Source organism: Georgenia sp. (genome assembly GCF_054605595.1).
In genome coordinates, this window is sequence record NZ_JBTSDU010000062.1 from 1 (window position 1) to 16,518 (window position 16,518).

Consider the following 16,518-nt stretch of genomic DNA (forward strand, 5'->3'; position numbering starts at 1 on the left):
GCGCGATCGTCTCCCACGGCTCGCGCGAGAAGATGGAGGCGGACGTGCAGGCCATGCATGCCTACGGCCTGTGGGCCACCCTCGAGCAGGAGGAGGCGTAGGTGCGGGCGTTCGTCGCAGGTTCCGCCGGGTACGTCTCGCGGCTGGAGTCGGCCGAGCGGGCGGTGATCGCCCGGCTCGTCGCCGACACCGCGGAGCTGCTCGGCACCCGGTTCGCGGCCGCGGAGACCGGGAACCCGGGGTACGGCATCGACCCGGGGGACGTCGACCCCGCCCACACCGCATCGGACCGCATCGGCGACGACGCCGTGCTGGCCGCGCTCGACTTCGCCCCCGCCGAGCCGACCCCCCGGACGGTGCCGGCCGACCCGGCCCTGGCGCGGCTCCTGCCACCGATGAGCCGGGACGACGACGCGCTCGCCGGCGAGCTGCGCGACCTGACCGAGCAGACGCTGCGCGCCGGCAAGATCGCGGGGCTGCGGACGGTGTGGCAGGAGCTCGAGGGGCCCAGCGGCCCGGACGGCGCCGTCGCCGTCCGGCGCGGGCAGGAGAGCCCCTGGCTCGCCGCGATGACGGATGTCCGCCTCGTCCTCGCCTCCCGGCTCGGCATCGAGTCGGACGCCGACGCCGAGGCGGTCTACGAGCGGGCGCAGCAGCCGAACCGGATGCGCCGGCAGGGCCCGGACGACGAGCGGGACGAGGTCGAGAACGCGTTGGCGACCATGTACGCGGCCCTGACATGGTGGCAGGAGTCACTCCTGGAGGCGGTGCGGCGCCGCGGACGCGGCCGATAGGCTGACAAGTTGTGAGCGACGCACCCATCGGGATCTTCGACTCCGGCGTGGGCGGGCTGACGGTGGCCCGTGCCGTGATCGACCAGCTCCCCGGGGAGTCGATCCACTACATCGGTGACACCGCCAACTCCCCCTACGGGCCCAAGCCGATCGCGCTGGTGCGCGCACTGGCGCTGGAGGTCATGGACCGGCTGGTGATGTCGGGCGTGAAGATGCTGGTCATCGCGTGCAACACCGCCTCCGCGGCCGTGCTGCGTGACGCCCGGGAGCGGTACACCATCGACGCCGGCGTACCGGTGGTCGAGGTGATCCAGCCGGCGGTGCGGCGCGCCGTCGCCGCGACCCGCAGCGGCCGGGTGGGCGTCATCGGCACCCGCGCCACGATCGAGTCGGGCGCCTACCGCGACGCGTTCGCCGCGGCACCCCACCTCGCGCTGACGATGGCGGCCGCTCCGAGGTTCGTCGAGTTCGTCGAGCGGGGTGAGACCTCCGGGCCCGCCGTCATGGCCGCGGCCGAGGAGTACCTCACCCCGGTCCGCGAGGCCGGGGTGGACACCCTGGTGCTCGGCTGCACCCACTACCCGCTGCTGACGGGTGCCATCTCCTACGTGATGGGGGAGGAGGTCACCCTCGTCTCCTCCGCGGAGGAGACCGCCAAGGACGTCTACCGCGCCCTCGCCGCGCACGACCTGGCCCGTGACCCCGCCGCCGGCCCGGCCGAGCACCGCTTCCTCGCCACCGGCGACCCGGACTCCTTCGCCCGCCTCGCGCGTCGCTTCCTGGGGCCCGAGGTCACCCAGGTGCACCGCGCCAGCGAGCTGGAGTCCCTTCGATGAGGCTCACCATCGTGGGCTCGTCGGGCTCGATGTCCGGCCCCGGGTGCGCCTCGTCCTGCTACCTCGTCCAGGCCGACGGCGTCGCCGAGGACGGCGCCGCTCGCACGTGGTCGGTGGTCCTGGACCTCGGCTCCGGCGCCATGGGCGCCCTGATGCGCCACCTCGACCCGGCCGACGTCGACCTCCTCGCGATCTCGCACCTGCACGCGGACCACATCGTCGATCTCATCGGCATGCACGTCTACCGTCGTTGGCACCCCACCCGGAAGCTCCCGCCGCTGCGGGTGCTCGCCCCGGCGGGGGCGTTGGCGCGCGTGCGCGACGTCGGCGGGGACGGGCCCGAGGAGGACTACGCCGGCGAGTACACGTTCCTCACGCACGACCCGGCCACCGCCGTCCAGGTCGGGCCGATGCGCCTGGAGGCGTTCGAGGTCCACCACCCGGTGCCGGCCTACGGCATCCGCGTCACCGGGCCGCGCGAGTTCGGCGTCGGCGAGGTCACCCTCGTCTACACCGGTGACACCGACACCTGTGCCAACCTCGTGGCGAACGCCCGCGGCGCCGACCTGCTGCTCAGCGAGGCCGCCTTCCAGGAGGACCGCGACACCGTGCGGGGTGTCCACCTGACCGGACGGCGGGCGGGTGAGGTGGCGGCCGCGGCCGGCGTGGCGCGGCTGGTGCTGACCCACCTGCAGCCGTGGACGGACCCGGAGGTGGTGCGCGGCGAGGCGCACGAGGTCTACGACGGCCCGGTGGACATCGCCGTGCCCGACGCCGACTGGGCGCTCTGAGCGTTTCGTCACACCGCGTTTCACCACCCGACCGCACCGGCCGGGGGGCCCGGCGGGTGAGTAGCCTCGCCCCATGAGCGCAGAACCCACAGGCCCGGCCGCGGAGCACTCGCGGGGAGCGGCGCGTCACGAGATCCCCGACGAGATGCGCCGCGACGTCCGGCTGCTGGGGGGCCTCCTGGGCGAGGTCCTCAAGGAGGACGGCTCCGGGGGCCTCTACGAGGACGTCGAACAGCTGCGCGAGCTGGCCATCGCCGCCCTCGACGAACCGGACGGCGACAACCTCACCCGCGCCGAGACGCTCGTGGAGGCCTTCTCGACCGCCCGGGCGGAGGAGGTGGCCCGCGCGTTCAGCTGCTACTTCCACCTGACGAACCTCGCCGAGGAGCTGCACCGGGTCCGCACCCTGCGCGCCCGCGACGGCGCGGTGCCGCTGGCGGAGCAGGAGCCCTCGGACTCCATCGCCGCGGCGTTCGCCCACCTCGCCACCGAGGTCGGGCCGGAGGAGGCGCGCCGCCGCCTCGACGCCCTGGAGTTCCGCCCCGTCCTGACCGCACATCCCACCGAGGCGCGCCGCAACGCCGTCGCCTCCTCCATCCGGCGGATCACCGAGCTCATGGCCGGCCGGGACGACCCGCGCAACGGGCCCGCGGCGCTGGCGGAGAACCGCCGCGACCTGCTCGAGGAGGTGGACAACCTGTGGCGGACGGCGCAGCTGCGGCCCGCCAACCCCTCCCCGCTGGACGAGGTGCGTACCTCGCTGGCCGTCTTCAGCTCCTCCCTCTTCGACGTGTTCGCCGCCGTCTACCGGCGCACCGACGACTGGCTCGTGGGCGAGGACCGGGGCCGGGTGGCCCCGCAGGCCCCCGCGTTCGTCCGGCTCGGCACGTGGATCGGCGGCGACCGCGACGGCAACCCCAACGTCACCGCCACCATCACCCGTCAGGCCGCCGCCCAGGCCTCCGAGGCCGTCCTGACGGCGCTGGAGGACCTCACCCGGCAGGTGGGGCTCGCGATCACCCTCGACGACCGGTTCACCCCACCGAGTCCGGCGCTCGAGGCGCTGCGCTCGGCGCAGCGTCAGCTCTCCCCGGAGGTCGCGGCCCAGGCCGCCGCGCACTCCCCGGGCGAGAGTCACCGCAGCGCCGTGCTGATGATCGCCGCCCGCATCGGAGCCACCCGGACCCGCGACGCCGATCTCGCCTACGCCGACGCCGCGGAGCTGCGGGCCGAACTCGCCGTCGTCCAGGACTCCCTCGCCGTGGCCGGGGCCGGCCGTGCCGCGTACGGGGCCCTGCAGGGCCTGATCTGGCGGGTCGAGACGTTCGGGTTCCACCTCAGCGAGATGGAGGTGCGCCAGCACTCCAAGGTCCACGCCCAGACGCTGGCGTGGCTCGACGACGCCGCGTCGGTGCCGTCCCCGGCCGTGCCGCCGGAGGAGGTGCTGGAGACCTTCCGGACCATCGCCGCCGTGCAGAAGCGGCACGGGGTGGACGCGTGCCGCCGGTACATCGTCTCCTTCACCCGGTCCGCGCAGAACCTCGCCGACGTCTACGCGCTCGCCGAGCGGGCGCTCGGCTCGGCCGCGGCGGCGCCGGTGCTGGACGTCATCCCCCTCTTCGAGACGTTCGACGACCTGCAGGCCGCACCCGCGATCCTCGACGGGATGCTCACCCTGGAGCCGGTGCGCCGGCGCCTGGAGCAGACCGGCCGGCACGTGGAGATCATGCTGGGCTACTCCGACTCCGCCAAGGACGTGGGCCCCGTCTCCGCCACGCTCGCGCTCTACGAGGCGCAGCAGCGCATCGCCGAGTGGGGCCGGGCGAACGACATCCGCCTCACCCAGTTCCACGGCCGCGGCGGCGCGCTCGGCCGCGGCGGCGGCCCCGCCAACCGGGCCGTCCTGGCCCAGCCCCCGCACTCGGTGGACCTGCGGTTCAAGGTCACCGAGCAGGGCGAGGTCATCAACGCCCGGTACGGCAACCCCGACATCGCCGTGCGGCACATCGAGCAGGTCGCCGCGGCCACGCTGATGGCCTCGGCACCGTCCGTGGAGCGGCGCAACGCCGAGGCGGCCGAGCGCTACGCCCCGCTCGCTGCGCAGCTCGACGAGCTGTCCCGGGTGCGCTTCTTCGAGCTCATCCACGCCGACGGGTTCGCGCCCTGGTTCGCCGAGGTCACCCCCCAGGAGGAGATCGGGCTGCTCGCGATCGGCTCGCGTCCGGCCCGGCGCGGGCTGAGCGTGGAGTCCCTGGAGGACCTGCGCGCCATCCCGTGGAACTTCGCCTGGACCCAGGCCCGGATCAACCTCACCGGGTGGTTCGGCCTCGGCTCCGCGCTCGCCGGGGTGGGTGACCTGGACCTGCTCCGCCGTGCCTACGCCGAGTGGCCCCTGTTCTCGACGCTCATCGACAACGTCGAGATGTCCCTGGCCAAGACGGACCTGCGCATCGCCCAGCGGTACCTCGAGCTGGGGGACCGGCCGGACCTGGCCGGCCTCGTCCTCGACGAGCTGGACGCGACCACCCGGTGGGTGCTGGACATCACGGACCACTCCCGCCTGCTCGAGAGCCACCGGGTGCTGGGCCGGGCCGTCCAGCTCCGCAACCCGTACGTGGACGCCCTCTCGATCCTGCAGCTGCGCGCGCTGCGCGCCCTGCGCGACGGCTCGGCCGAGATGGGCGAGACCGAGCTCGCCGACCAGCAGCGGCTGTTGCTGCTGACGCTGAAGGGTGTGGCCGCGGGCCTGCAGAACACCGGGTGACGGCGACGCGGACCGGTGTGCGACGGCGGTGTCGGAGGCGGCGGGTAGCCTCGGGGGATGACGCAACAGAGCCCCGGAACCGACACCACCCTGCGCGCGGACGGCCGCGGCCCCGACGAGCTGCGCGAGGTGCGCATCACCCGCGGCTGGCTGGACGAGGCCGAGGGCAGCGTCCTGGTGGAGTTCGGCCGCACCCGGGTGCTGTGCGTGGCGTCCTTCACCGACGGCGTGCCGCGTTGGCGGCAGGGTTCCGGCCAGGGCTGGGTCACGGCGGAGTACGCGATGCTGCCGCGCGCCACCTCCACCCGCAGCCAGCGTGAGTCCGTCAAGGGCAAGATCGGTGGGCGCACGCACGAGATCTCCCGGCTCATCGGACGGTCGCTGCGCGCCGTCATCGACGTCGCCGCGCTCGGCGAGAACACCATCGTGCTGGACTGCGACGTGCTGCAGGCCGACGGTGGCACCCGCACCGCCGCCATCACCGGCGCCTACGTGGCCCTCGCGGACGCCGTCGCCTGGGGTACCGCCGCCGGGCACATCAGGCCCCGCGCCGGCGCCCCGGTGCTGACCGACTCCGTCGCCGCCGTCTCGGTCGGCATCATCGACGGGCGGCCGCTGCTCGACCTGCCCTATGTCGAGGACGTCCGCGCCGAGACGGACATGAACGTCGTCGTCACCGGCGCCGGCCACTTCGTCGAGGTCCAGGGCACCGCCGAGGGAGCCCCGTTCGACCGGGCCGAGCTCGACGAGCTGCTCGACCTCGCGGTCGCCGGCACGGCCCGGCTCACCGCGCTGCAGGCCGAGGCCCTCGCCCGGCCGCTGGAGCGCCGCGCGTGAGCGTGCCGCCCGGAGCCGGCGGCTCGACCGTGCCGCCGGCCACCCCGCGCGTTCGTGTGCCGGCCGGCACCCGGCTGCTGCTGGCCACCCACAACGCCCACAAGGTCGGGGAGCTCCGCGCGATCCTCGCGCCGCTGCTGCCCGGGCTCGGCGCCGCCGCCGTGCTGGGCGCCGGGGACGTCGGTGCGCCCGAGCCGGTCGAGGACGGCGTGACGTTCGCGGAGAACGCGCTGCTCAAGGCCCGGGCGCTCGCGGCGGCCACCGGGCTGCCCGCCGTCGCCGACGACTCCGGCCTGTGCGTCGACGTGCTCGGCGGCGCCCCGGGCGTGTTCTCCGCCCGCTGGGCCGGCCGGCACGGGGCGGACCGGGCGAACCTCGAGCTCCTGCTCGCCCAGCTCGCCGACGTGCCCGAGCGGCACCGCGGCGCGCACTTCGCGTGCGCGGCCGCCCTCGTGACGCCGTCGGGCCTGGAGGTCGTCGAAAAGGGCGCCATGCCGGGCACGCTGCTGACCGCGCCGCGCGGTGACGGCGGGTTCGGCTACGACCCGATCCTGCGACCCGCGGGGGAGAACCGCTCCGCGGCCGAGCTGGGCCCGGCGGAGAAGAACGCCATCAGCCACCGGGGTCGGGCGTTCCGAGCGCTCGCCGGGCACATCGTCGCGGCCCTGGGCGGCTGAGCAGGCTAGAGGTAGCGCGCCCGGTGCTCGCGGCGCCGCTCCACGACCTCCGGCACGACGCGCCAGCCGATGATGAGCACGGCGAGCACCACGGCGGTGACCACCGGGAACGCCCCGGAGCCCCCGCCGCCCGTCACCCAGCGCAGCCCGAGTCCGATCGCGACCGTCACGGCCCAGACCAGTACCCCGGAGGGCCAGATGAGCAGCGGGAACGCGCGTACCGCGGGCACCATCCAGGCCGCGGCGAGCGCCACCACGAACGGCCACACGACCTGGAGGTAGTCCCCGAGCGGGGAGCCGTGCGAGAGCACGCCGACGAACGCGAACACGAGCACGCCCGCCAGGTCGAGGCCGAACCACTTGAACGGGTGGAAGGACCCGACAGCGGGTTGTTCCGGGGACGTCTCCATCAACTCAGCCTTCCCACGTGGGCCAGCGCCTGCCGCAGCAGGCTGGCGTGTCCTTCGTTCATGTCGCTCAGCACCTCGGGGGTCATGGCCTCGCGGGGGGTGAGCCAGGTCAGCTCCAGGGTGTCGTGGCTGGACTGGCAGTCTCCCACCACGGGGATGATGTAGGCGAGTGAGACGACGTGCTGACGCTCGTCGTAGAACTCCGACCCCGGAGTGGGGAAGTACTCCCCGATCGCGTACGGCTTGAGCGAGACGGGGATGCGGGGCAGGGCCATGGGCCCGAGGTCCTTCTCCAGGTGACGCTCCAGCGCCTCCCGGATCCGCTCGTGGAACAGGACCCGCCCGGAGACCAGCGCCCGGGAGATCGTCCCGTTCGAGGTCGCCCGCAGCAGCAGGCCCACCGCCTCGAGCTCGCCGTGGTCGTCCACCCGCACGGGCAGGGCGTCGACGTAGAGGATCGGCACCTTGCGGCGCACCAGGTCGAGGTCTTCGGGGGAGAGCCAGGGACCGAGGTCGCCGCTCGCGATGTCGCTCACCCCTTGTTTCTACCGTGCGACGTGCCCGGAGGCGAAGCGGCCCGCCGTGCGGCGCCCTCGTAGTGCTTTGCTACCGGGAGCGGGAATGCCGTCGACGACGGCGTTGTTGTCGCCCCTTGATACCCCCTTGGGTATCAAGGACGCTCTCTCATGGTGAGGAAACAAACCACATGATCGATGTCTCCATCGACCAGTTCGCCGCCGTGAAGGCGGACGGCGCGTTCGTCGTCGACGTCCGCGAGCCGGGCGAGTACGTGCAGGGCCACGTCGCCGGTGCGGAGCTCATCCCGTTGAGCCAGGTCCCCGAGCGGGCCGCCGTCCTGCGGACGAACCAGCCCGTCTACGTCATCTGCGCCACCGGCAACCGCAGCCGGCGCGCCGCCGAGTTCCTGCGCGCGACGGGGCTCGACGCCTACTCCGTCGACGGTGGGACCGCCGGCTGGATCCGGGCCGGCAAGCCAGTCGTCACCGGCCCGAACGTCGAGGCCTGAGCACCTCCCCGCCCTCCTGCGCGCACCCGCACCCGGAAGGACCAGTTTCATGACCCCCACGATCATCTCCATCGAGACACCCTCGCTGGGCGACCGCAGCTACCTGGCCCATGACGGTGAGGTCGCCTTCGTGGTCGACCCGCAGCGCGACATCGACCGCGTCCTCGACGTGGCCGCCGCGGCCGGGGTCCGGATCACCCACGTGTTCGAGACCCACATCCACAACGACTACGTCACCGGCGGGTACGCCCTGGCGCAGGAGACCGGGGCGGCGTACTACGTCAACGCCGAGGACGAGGTCTCCTTCGAGCGGACCGGCATCCGCGACGGCGACGTGGTCGAGGTGAGCCCGCAGCTGCGTGTCCGCACCATGCACACCCCCGGGCACACCTTCACGCACCTCTCCTACGTGCTCGAGGGCGAGGACCCGGCGGTGTTCTCCGGTGGTTCCCTGCTCTTTGGCTCCACCGGTCGGCCGGACCTGCTGGGCGAGGCGCACACCCACGAGCTCGCCCGCCACCAGTACAGCTCGGCGCGCCGGCTCGCCGCCGAGCTGAGCGACGAGACCAAGGTCATGCCGACCCACGGTTTCGGCTCCTTCTGCGCCGCCACCTCCGCCGGGGGCGACACCACCGCCTCGACGATCGGCCGCGAGCGGATGATCAACCCGGTGATGTCCCAGGACGAGGAGGACTTCGTCGCGGACACCCTCGCCGGGCTGGATGCCTACCCCGCGTACTACGTGCACATGGGCCCCGCCAACTCCTCCGGCCCCACGGCCGCCGACCTCGCCGAGCCGGAGCGGGCCGACAAGGACCAGCTCCGTCGTCGGCTCGAGGCGGGGGAGTGGCTGGTGGACCTGCGCACCCGCACCGCCTTCGCTGCCGGCCACGTGCCCGGCACGTTCAACTTCGGGCTGGACGGCCAGTTCGCCACCTATCTCGGCTGGCTCATCCCCTGGGGCACGCCGGTCACGCTGCTCGGCGAGAGCCCGGAGCAGGTCGCCGAGGCCCAGCGCGAGCTGACGCGGATCGGCATCGACCGGCCAGCCGCTGCCGCCACCGGGCGCCCGCAGGAGTGGACCGACGCGCCGCTCGCCGAACTGCCCGGCGCCAGCTTCGCCGACCTCGAGCAGGTCCGTCACCACCGGCCCGTCACCGTCCTCGACGTCCGCCGGGTCAGCGAGTGGCGCGAGGGCCACATCGACGGCGCCGTGCACCTTCCCATCCACGACGTCGTCAAGCGCCTGGGCGAGGTGCCGGAGGGTGAGGCCTGGGTGTACTGCGCGTCCGGCTACCGCGCCTCCATCGCCGCGTCGCTCGTCGCGGCCACCGGCCGTCGCGTGGTCGTGGTCGACGACAGCTTCGACCGCGCCGCGGCGGCCGCCGGCCTCCCGATCGTCGACGAGGCCCAGGCAGCCTCCGCCTGACCCGTGCCTGACACCCAGGAGAACTTGTCGCCGGGCTCGCGCTGACCCTGCCGATCGGCCTCGTCGTCGGCATCACCCTCGGCGCCCTGGGCGGCGGGGGATCCATCCTCACCGTCCCCGCCCTGGTCTACCTCCTCGGTCTCGACGACCTCGGCGACGGGGCCGTCGATCGTCGCGCTGCTGCCGGGTACGGTCGCCTTCGCCCCGCCATCACCGCGATCGCCGCCGCCGCGCGAGGCCACGGAGGCGGCGATGAGCAGGGCTGCGACGATCGCGACCAGTACGGGGACGAGCCACACGGGCCGGTGGGTCACGGAGGACCAAGGCATGGGGGCACACTCTCGGTTCGGGGGGCGGTTCGCGATCGGGGGAACGCACCGCGGAGCGGCCGGGCTGCCTACCATCTGACATAGCAGCCCTCTATGCGGCATAGTAGACACGTGCCCGTCGTGAGTACCAGCCTCCGCCGCCGTGCCTCGTCGGCACGCATGACCGGGCTCCTCGCGACGACAGCCCTACGGCGGTGGTCGTTCCGACAAGTCCTCGCAGCCGCCATCGGCGCGGTGGTGGTGGCCGTGGCCATCGGCGTGCCGACGGTGCTCATCCCGAACCCGGTGTTCGGCCGGGAGATTCCCGTCCAGGCGTGGAACTACCCCGTGTGGATGCTTACGTCATTGCTCGCCGGTCTGCTGGTGGCGACCTACGTCCGTCCTCGGAGGACCGCGGGCGACCCCGGATCGGTCGAGAGTCCGCAGATCCCCGGCGAGGGAGCGAGCCGGGCCGGCATGGCCGGCGGAGTGCTGACCTGGTTCGCCGTGGGATGCCCGGTGTGCAACAAGATCGCCCTGGTCACGCTCGGCTACACCGGCGCCCTGACGTGGTTCGCACCGTTCCAGCCCGTGCTCGCAGCTGCCGGCGTGGTCATGACGGCCGGGGCGCTGCTGGTACGCCTGCGAGGCCAGGTCGCATGCTCGGTTCCGGCGGTGGCCCGTGTCTGAGGTGCGCGTCCCTCGGCTGGGTACGCTCGAGAAGGAGGTCATGGACATCCTCTGGGACTGCCCCGCCGAGCTCTGCACGCGCGACGTGCTGGAGCAGACCTCGCACACCCTGGCCTATACGACGATCGCGACCGTCCTGAACAACCTCGTCAAGAAGGGGCTCGTGGAACGGGTGCATGCCGGTCGGACCTGGGCGTTCCGGCCGCTGCGCAGCCGCGGCGAGTACGTGGCCGGCCTCATGGCCGAAGCGCTGACGGCCAGCCCCGACCGGAGGTCCTCACTGGTGCGGTTCGTCGAGGTGATGTCGGACGACGACGTCACCATGCTGCGCGGACTGCTCTCCACCAACGACCCCACCGACCGGGCCGAGCACGGCTCGACGCCGTGACGGTGCCCTCGCTCGTCGTCGCCCGGGAGACCGGCCTGCTCGGCTGGAAGGCCGGTCGTCACGCGCCTCAGCGGTCGTCGCCCTTGTGGAACGTGCCGAGGTAGTCGTCGACCTCCGGCCGTCCCGCCATGAAGCCTTCCACCTGCTCCTTGGTGGCATGCAGCCCGGGGTCATGGCGCAGGTAGTGCTTCGTCTCCCGGACGACCAGCCCGGAGAGCACGAGGAGTCCGATGAGGTTGGGCAACGCCATGAGTCCGTTCATGACGTCGGAGAAGTTCCAGATCACCTCGAGCTCACTGGTGGCCCCGACATAGACGGCCAACACGAAGATGACGCGGTAGATCGGCACGGCACGCCCGCCGAACAGGCGATCGGCGGTGCGGTCCCCGTAATAGGACCAGGCGAGCAACGTCGAGTAGGCGAACAGCACCACCCCGACCGTCACGATGTACTCACCCCACTGGCCGGGCAGTCCGGTCGAGAAGGCCTGCCCGGTCATCACCCCCGCATCGTCCCCGGTCCACGCACCGGTGGTGATGATGACAAGACCGGTGAAGCTGACGACGACGATCGTGTCGATGAAGGTCTGGGTCATCGACACCAGGCCCTGGCGCACCGGATGGTTGGTCTGGGCGGCTGCGGCGGCGATCGGCGCCGATCCCAGACCTGACTCATTGGAGAAGATGCCGCGCGCGACGCCGTACTGCAGCGCGATGATGAAGGCGGAGCCGGCGAAGCCGCCGGCGGCCGCCGTGCCGGTGAAGGCGTCGGTGAAGATCAGGCCGATCGCGGCGGGGAGGTCGCTGACGTTGAGGATGAGGATGAGGATCGCGGCACCCACGTAGAAGATGATCATCACCGGGACCAGACCGGAGGCGACTCGGGCGATCCCCTTGATCCCACCGAGGAGGACGACGGCGACGAGCACGGTGAGCACGATCCCGGTGAGCCAGGTCGGGATGCCGAAACTGCCCTCGACGTTCACCGAGATCGAGTTGGCCTGTGTCATGTTGCCGATCCCGAAGCTGGCCAGCACCGTGAAGACCGCGAAGAGGATCCCGAGGGTCGCCCCGAACTTGTTCGGGATCCCGCGGGCAAGGTAGTAGTGCGGACCGCCGTTGCGCCTGCCTGCCCGGTCGATCGTTCGGAACCGGACCGCGAGAAACGCCTCGGTGTACTTCGAGGCCATCCCGACCAGGCCGGTGACCCACATCCAGAACATCGCCCCCGGCCCGCCGAGGTGGATCGCGGTGGCGACACCGACGATGTTGCCGGTCCCCACCGTCGCTGCGAGCGCGGTGGCGAGCGCCTGGTACTGGGAGATGTCCGCAGTGCCCTCGGCGCCCTCGTCCTTGCGCTCGATGAGCGCCAGCCGCAGCGCCGGGCCGAGCATCCGGAACTGGATCCCGGAGAGCCTGATCGTCAGGTAGAGACCGGTGCCCAACAGCAGTGGGATCAACAGATAAGGACCCCACACGACGGATCCGACGCGTGCAAGAAAGTCGCTGACATTGTTCACGCTCAGTTCCCCAAGTCATTCGTCATTGAAAGACCAGCATGACCGTAGTGGCGCACAATACCCCCGTCAAGGGGACGGTTTCGCCGGCACTCGACAATGCGCCAGCGCACACCGCGAGGGGAGCATGACGGCAATCATTCTCCCCGACCTCACGGTGGCCCCGAGCGCGAGTGGGTCGACGACTCGGTCAGCCCTGTCCGGGTCGTGGGCCGTCGCATGCGCGTGCGCGAGAGGGGACTCGAACCCCTACGCCCGAAGGCACCAGGACCTAAACCTGGCGCGGCTGCCAATTACGCCACTCGCGCTCGCGGGACAGCCTAGCCATCGACGCCGAGCTCCTTGCGCAGGCGCGCGACGTGCCCGGTGGCCTTGACGTCGTACTGGGCCAGGCTCACCGTCCCGTTCGGGGCGACGACGACCGTCGACCGGATGACCCCGGTGTAGGTGCGCCCGTAGTTCTTCTTCTCCCCCCACGCCCCGTAGGCCTCGAGTGTGCCGTGCTGGGGGTCCGAGGCGAGGGGGAACGTCAGGGCGTCCCGCTCGGCGAACGTCGCGAGCTTGTCCACGCCGTCGGGTGAGATGCCGACGACGGCGTAGCCCGCACCCTGCAGGGACGCCAGGGAGTCGCGGAAGTCGCAGGCCTCCTTGGTGCAGCCCGGCGTCATCGCCGCCGGGTAGAAGTAGACGATGACGCCCTTGTCGGTCGCTGCGCGCAGCTGGGCGAGGGCGACCTCGTCACCGTCGGCGGTCGGCAGGGTGAAGTCGGGGGCGGGGTCACCGGGGCCGAGGACGGACATGATCTCTCCGGGGTCGAGGGGGACGGGCTGCTCCGACCTTACCCACCGTCCAGCCCGGGTCAGACGGCGAAGGTCCCCGCCCTGGTCAGGGCGAGGACCTTCCGACGTACACCGCCCGGGACTTGAACCCGGAACCCACTGATTAAGAGTCAGTTGCTCTGCCAATTGAGCTAGCGGTGCATGTGCGAGGCGCACTCGGCACGGGACGTGACTTTATCACCGGCCCGCTCGGCACTGCCAACTCCCCGCCTGTGCAACGGGTCACGGATGGTCGGGTGGGGTGCCCGACGGTCCCGACGACGTCGGCAGCGCGCACGCATCCTCGGCGGTGGCGACCACCTGCGGCCGGGCGGGAACGTCCGGTCGCAGCCCGGCCTCCCAGTCGGCGCCGGTGAGGAAATCGTGCTCGGCGAGCGCCCGCGACTCCGCCTCGGTGAACACCCGGGACCGGGTGAGGAACCGGACGCCCTCGGGTACCTCGAGGCTGAAGCCGCCGCCGCGGCCGGGAACGACGTCGAGGATGAGCTGGGTGTGCTTCCACGCCTCGAACTGTGGGCCCCAGATCCACACGGCGACGCCGTCGACGTCGTCGGGGGGCTCGGTGCCGACCTCGCCGACGCCCCGGGCCAGGTCCAGCACGCCGAGGAGGACGTCGCGGTCCCCGACGACGAACTCACCCTGCGCGTAGCACATGGGGGAGGAGCCGTCGCAGCACCCGCCGGACTGGTGCATCATCAGCGGTCCGTGCTTGGCGCGCAACGAGCGCAGCAGCTCGACCGCTGCGGGCAGAGCGACGACGCGTGGCTCGGCGCCGCTCGACGCGACGTGGCCCGGTGCCGCCCCGCCGGTGCTCGGGCTGCCGGCCTCGGTGGTGGACATGGTCGGTCCTCTCGGGTCGCTGCCAGGTGGTGCGCCCGGGCCGGGTGCTGCGCGTGGGCACCCGGCCCGGCCTCGCGGCCGGTCTAGAAGAAGCCCTGCGGCCCGTCGGCGTAGGAGACCAGCAGGTTCTTGGTCTGCTGGTAGTGGTCGAGCATCATCAGATGGTTCTCGCGCCCCATGCCGGAGGCCTTGTACCCGCCGAACGCCGCATGTGCCGGGTACTGGTGGTAGGTGTTCGTCCATACCCGCCCGGCCTGGATGTCGCGGCCCGCCCGGTAGGCGATCGCGCCGTCGCGCGACCACACCCCCGCCCCCAGCCCGTACAGGGTGTCGTTGGCGATCCGGATGGCGTCGTCGTAGTCCTTGAACGTCGTCACGGACAGGACCGGCCCGAAGATCTCCTCCTGGAAGATCCGCATCGAGTTCTCGCCCTTGAACACGGTCGGCTGGATGTAGAAGCCACCGTCGAGCCCGGCAACGGAGTCGATGCCACCGCCGACGAGCACCTCGGCGCCCTCCGCCCGGCCGATGTCGAGATAGCTGCGGATCTTCTCGAACTGGTCCGAGGAGGCCTGCGCGCCGACCATCGTGGTCGGGTCCAGCGGGTTGCCGCGCTTGATCGCCTTCGTGCGTGCGATCGCGAGCTCGATGAACTCGTCGTAGACGGACTCCTGGATGAGGGCGCGTGACGGGCAGGTGCACACCTCGCCCTGGTTGAACGCGAACATCGTGAAGCCTTCGAGGGCCTTGTCGAGATAGGCGTCGTCGGCACGCATGACGTCCTCGAAGAACACGTTGGGCGACTTCCCGCCCAGCTCGAGCGTCACGGGGATGAGGTTCTGCGACGCGTACTGCATGATCAGCCGGCCGGTGGTGGTCTCCCCGGTGAAGGCGATCTTGCGGATCCGCGGCGAGGACGCGAGCGGCTTGCCCGCCTCGGTGCCGAAGCCGTTGACGACGTTGAGCACGCCGTCGGGCAGCAGGTCCCCGATCAGGGTCATCAGGTACAGGATCGACGCCGGCGTCTGCTCGGCCGGCTTGAGCACGACGGCGTTGCCCGCAGCCAGGGCCGGCGCGAGCTTCCACGTGGCCATGAGGATCGGGAAGTTCCACGGGATGATCTGCCCGACGACGCCGAGGGGCTCGTGGAAGTGGTAGGCGACCGTGTCCTCGTCGAGCTGGGAGACGCGGCCCTCCTGGGCCCGGATCGCGCCGGCGAAGTACCGGAAGTGGTCGATGGCGAGCGGGATGTCGGCGCCGAGCGTCTCACGCACCGGTTTGCCGTTGTCCCAGGTCTCGGCGACGGCCAGCTTCTCCAGGTTCTCCTCCATGCGGTCGGCGATGAGGTTGAGGACCCTGGCGCGCGCGGCGGGGGAGGTCTTGCCCCACGCGGGGGCGGCGGCGTGCGCGGCGTCGAGTGCGAGCTCGATGTCCCCGGCCGTGCCGCGGGCGACCTCGCAGAACGTCTCACCCGTGATCGGGCTCGGGTTGGCGAAGTACTCACCCGTCACCGGCGGGACCCAGCGGCCGCCGATGTAGTTCTCGTATCGCTTCTCGTAGCTCATCACGGCACCCTCGGTGCCCGGTGCTGCGTAGACGCCTGTCGGGTCGTTCACGGACTCGTCGGTGGTCGTGTCGGCGTAGATGGTCATGCCCCAGGACTCCCTCGTCTCACCCGGCTCCTCGTTGAGCCGGTCCGGTCACCATACGGGGGAAACCACCGCCGGAACAGGGGGAGAATGACCGTCAGCGGCCGAGGACCTTGCGGGCCAGGAAGTTGCCGAGGAACTGCACCGCCTGCACCAGGACGACGATCACCAGCACGGTGATCCAGGTGATGGCCCAGTCGAAGCGCTGGTAGCCCTGCACCAGGGCGAAGTTGCCCAGCCCGCCCCCGCCGACCATCCCGGCCAGCGCGGACATGTCCACGACCGCCACGAACAGGAACGTGTAGCCCAGGATCAACGGCGCGAGCGCCTCGGGGATGACGACGGTACCGATGATGCGCAGCGGGGAGGCGCCCATCGACCGGGCGGCCTCGATCATGCCCGGGTCGAGCGCCACGAGGTTCTGCTCCACGATCCGCGACGTCGCGAACGAGACCATGATCGCGGCCGGCACGATGAACGCGTCCGTACCGATCCGCGAGCCGGTGATGGCGATCGTCACCGGGCCCACGGCGGTGAGGAAGATGATGAACGGGATCGGCCGGATGAAGTTCACCAGCACGTTGAGCAGCGTGAACACCACGTTGTTCTCGAGCAGCCCGCCCTTGCGGGTGGTGTACAGCGTCAGCCCCAGCACGAGGCCGATGAGCCCGCCGACCCCCAGCGCGACGGCGACGATGTAGACCGTCTCCCCGAACGCCTCCA

General features: G+C 71.8%; 17 protein-coding genes, 2 tRNA genes and 1 pseudogene. 11 read left to right on the forward strand and 9 right to left on the reverse strand.

Translation table 11 applies throughout. From position 1 onward, the window contains the following. The 7 genes and pseudogenes from ACYC1Z_RS08695 to rdgB all read left to right on the forward strand — a co-directional run. Nucleotides 1–101, forward strand: a pseudogene (locus ACYC1Z_RS08695) (ATP-dependent Clp protease adapter ClpS); the annotation flags it as partial. Further along, nucleotides 102–794: a DUF2017 family protein gene (locus ACYC1Z_RS08700; RefSeq protein ID WP_461409132.1), complete on the forward strand. Its 693-nt coding sequence runs from the start codon at nt 102–104 to the stop codon at nt 792–794. An 11-nt stretch (nt 795–805) separates the two neighbouring features. Beyond that, nucleotides 806–1,630, forward strand: coding sequence for a glutamate racemase (gene murI, locus ACYC1Z_RS08705; protein WP_461409133.1), 825 nt, complete (start codon nt 806–808; stop codon nt 1,628–1,630). Continuing rightward, nucleotides 1,627–2,421, forward strand: coding sequence for an MBL fold metallo-hydrolase (locus ACYC1Z_RS08710; RefSeq protein WP_461409134.1), 795 nt, complete (start codon nt 1,627–1,629; stop codon nt 2,419–2,421). The genes murI and ACYC1Z_RS08710 overlap by 4 nt, the downstream gene beginning before the upstream one ends. A 73-nt stretch (nt 2,422–2,494) precedes the next feature. Beyond that, a complete protein-coding gene (locus tag ACYC1Z_RS08715; RefSeq protein WP_461409135.1) occupies nt 2,495–5,185 on the forward strand; it encodes a phosphoenolpyruvate carboxylase in 2,691 nt (896 codons plus the stop codon). Between the two features lie 57 nt (nt 5,186–5,242). Further along, nucleotides 5,243–6,022 carry a ribonuclease PH gene (gene rph, locus ACYC1Z_RS08720; protein ID WP_461409136.1) on the forward strand — a complete coding sequence of 260 codons (780 nt, stop codon included), beginning with the start codon at nt 5,243–5,245 and terminating at the stop codon, nt 6,020–6,022. Next, on the forward strand, nt 6,019–6,699 hold the full coding sequence (gene rdgB / locus ACYC1Z_RS08725; protein WP_461409137.1) for an RdgB/HAM1 family non-canonical purine NTP pyrophosphatase: 681 nt from the start codon (nt 6,019–6,021) through the stop codon (nt 6,697–6,699). Before rph ends, rdgB begins: the two co-directional genes overlap by 4 nt. A 5-nt stretch (nt 6,700–6,704) precedes the next feature. Here rdgB and ACYC1Z_RS08730 read toward each other — a convergent pair whose 3' ends face one another. Both ACYC1Z_RS08730 and ACYC1Z_RS08735 read right to left on the reverse strand, forming a co-directional pair. Further along, nucleotides 6,705–7,109: a DUF3054 domain-containing protein gene (locus ACYC1Z_RS08730; protein WP_461409138.1), complete on the reverse strand. Its 405-nt coding sequence runs from the start codon at nt 7,107–7,109 to the stop codon at nt 6,705–6,707. Next, nucleotides 7,109–7,645, reverse strand: a complete 537-nt coding sequence (locus ACYC1Z_RS08735) for an NUDIX hydrolase family protein (RefSeq protein WP_461409139.1) — start codon at nt 7,643–7,645, stop codon at nt 7,109–7,111. Before ACYC1Z_RS08735 ends, ACYC1Z_RS08730 begins: the two co-directional genes overlap by 1 nt. A gap of 170 nt (nt 7,646–7,815) precedes the next feature. Between ACYC1Z_RS08735 and ACYC1Z_RS08740 the strand changes: the two genes are divergently transcribed. The 4 genes from ACYC1Z_RS08740 to ACYC1Z_RS08755 all read left to right on the forward strand — a co-directional run bounded on the left by ACYC1Z_RS08740 (nt 7,816) and on the right by ACYC1Z_RS08755 (nt 10,951). Next, nucleotides 7,816–8,136 carry a rhodanese-like domain-containing protein gene (locus tag ACYC1Z_RS08740; RefSeq protein WP_461409140.1) on the forward strand — a complete coding sequence of 107 codons (321 nt, stop codon included), beginning with the start codon at nt 7,816–7,818 and terminating at the stop codon, nt 8,134–8,136. Nucleotides 8,137–8,185: 49 nt separating this feature from the next. After that, nucleotides 8,186–9,565: an MBL fold metallo-hydrolase gene (locus tag ACYC1Z_RS08745; protein WP_461409141.1), complete on the forward strand. Its 1,380-nt coding sequence runs from the start codon at nt 8,186–8,188 to the stop codon at nt 9,563–9,565. 449 nt (nt 9,566–10,014) lie between these two features. After that, a complete protein-coding gene (locus ACYC1Z_RS08750; RefSeq protein ID WP_461409142.1) occupies nt 10,015–10,563 on the forward strand; it encodes a hypothetical protein in 549 nt (182 codons plus the stop codon). 1 nt (nt 10,564) lies between these two features. Further along, on the forward strand, nt 10,565–10,951 hold the full coding sequence (locus ACYC1Z_RS08755) for a BlaI/MecI/CopY family transcriptional regulator (RefSeq protein WP_461409148.1): 387 nt from the start codon (nt 10,565–10,567) through the stop codon (nt 10,949–10,951). Between the two features lie 67 nt (nt 10,952–11,018). Here ACYC1Z_RS08755 and ACYC1Z_RS08760 read toward each other — a convergent pair whose 3' ends face one another. From ACYC1Z_RS08760 to ACYC1Z_RS08790, 7 genes are all read right to left on the reverse strand, one after another. Next, nucleotides 11,019–12,470, reverse strand: coding sequence for an alanine/glycine:cation symporter family protein (locus ACYC1Z_RS08760; protein ID WP_461409143.1), 1,452 nt, complete (start codon nt 12,468–12,470; stop codon nt 11,019–11,021). A 223-nt stretch (nt 12,471–12,693) separates the two neighbouring features. Then, nucleotides 12,694–12,775 (reverse strand) — tRNA-Leu (locus ACYC1Z_RS08765). Between the two features lie 12 nt (nt 12,776–12,787). Then, nucleotides 12,788–13,267, reverse strand: a complete 480-nt coding sequence (gene bcp, locus ACYC1Z_RS08770; RefSeq protein WP_461409144.1) for a thioredoxin-dependent thiol peroxidase — start codon at nt 13,265–13,267, stop codon at nt 12,788–12,790. Between the two features lie 107 nt (nt 13,268–13,374). Beyond that, nucleotides 13,375–13,447 (reverse strand) — tRNA-Lys (locus ACYC1Z_RS08775). 81 nt (nt 13,448–13,528) lie between these two features. Then, the gene (locus tag ACYC1Z_RS08780) at nt 13,529–14,146 is read right to left on the reverse strand and encodes a DUF779 domain-containing protein (RefSeq protein WP_461409145.1); all 618 of its coding nucleotides are present in this window, start codon (nt 14,144–14,146) and stop codon (nt 13,529–13,531) included. Nucleotides 14,147–14,229: 83 nt separating this feature from the next. After that, nucleotides 14,230–15,798, reverse strand: coding sequence for an acetaldehyde dehydrogenase ExaC (gene exaC, locus ACYC1Z_RS08785; RefSeq protein ID WP_461409146.1), 1,569 nt, complete (start codon nt 15,796–15,798; stop codon nt 14,230–14,232). A gap of 94 nt (nt 15,799–15,892) precedes the next feature. Then, on the reverse strand, nt 15,893–16,518 hold a 626-nt coding region (locus ACYC1Z_RS08790; RefSeq protein WP_461409147.1), incomplete at its 5' end, for a methionine ABC transporter permease.

What these genes read in the sequence shown, in the direction of transcription:
- exaC (WP_461409146.1), bottom strand. Translation starts at nt 15,798, where the DNA reads ATGACCATCTACGCCGACACGACCACCGACGAGTCCGTGAACGACCCG.
- bcp (WP_461409144.1), bottom strand. Translation starts at nt 13,267, where the DNA reads ATGTCCGTCCTCGGCCCCGGTGACCCCGCCCCCGACTTCACCCTGCCG.
- ACYC1Z_RS08715 (WP_461409135.1), top strand. Translation starts at nt 2,495, where the DNA reads ATGAGCGCAGAACCCACAGGCCCGGCCGCGGAGCACTCGCGGGGAGCG.
- ACYC1Z_RS08745 (WP_461409141.1), top strand. Translation starts at nt 8,186, where the DNA reads ATGACCCCCACGATCATCTCCATCGAGACACCCTCGCTGGGCGACCGC.
- rph (WP_461409136.1), top strand. Translation starts at nt 5,243, where the DNA reads ATGACGCAACAGAGCCCCGGAACCGACACCACCCTGCGCGCGGACGGC.
- ACYC1Z_RS08740 (WP_461409140.1), top strand. Translation starts at nt 7,816, where the DNA reads ATGATCGATGTCTCCATCGACCAGTTCGCCGCCGTGAAGGCGGACGGC.
- ACYC1Z_RS08710 (WP_461409134.1), top strand. Translation starts at nt 1,627, where the DNA reads ATGAGGCTCACCATCGTGGGCTCGTCGGGCTCGATGTCCGGCCCCGGG.
- ACYC1Z_RS08730 (WP_461409138.1), bottom strand. Translation starts at nt 7,109, where the DNA reads ATGGAGACGTCCCCGGAACAACCCGCTGTCGGGTCCTTCCACCCGTTC.
- ACYC1Z_RS08780 (WP_461409145.1), bottom strand. Translation starts at nt 14,146, where the DNA reads ATGTCCACCACCGAGGCCGGCAGCCCGAGCACCGGCGGGGCGGCACCG.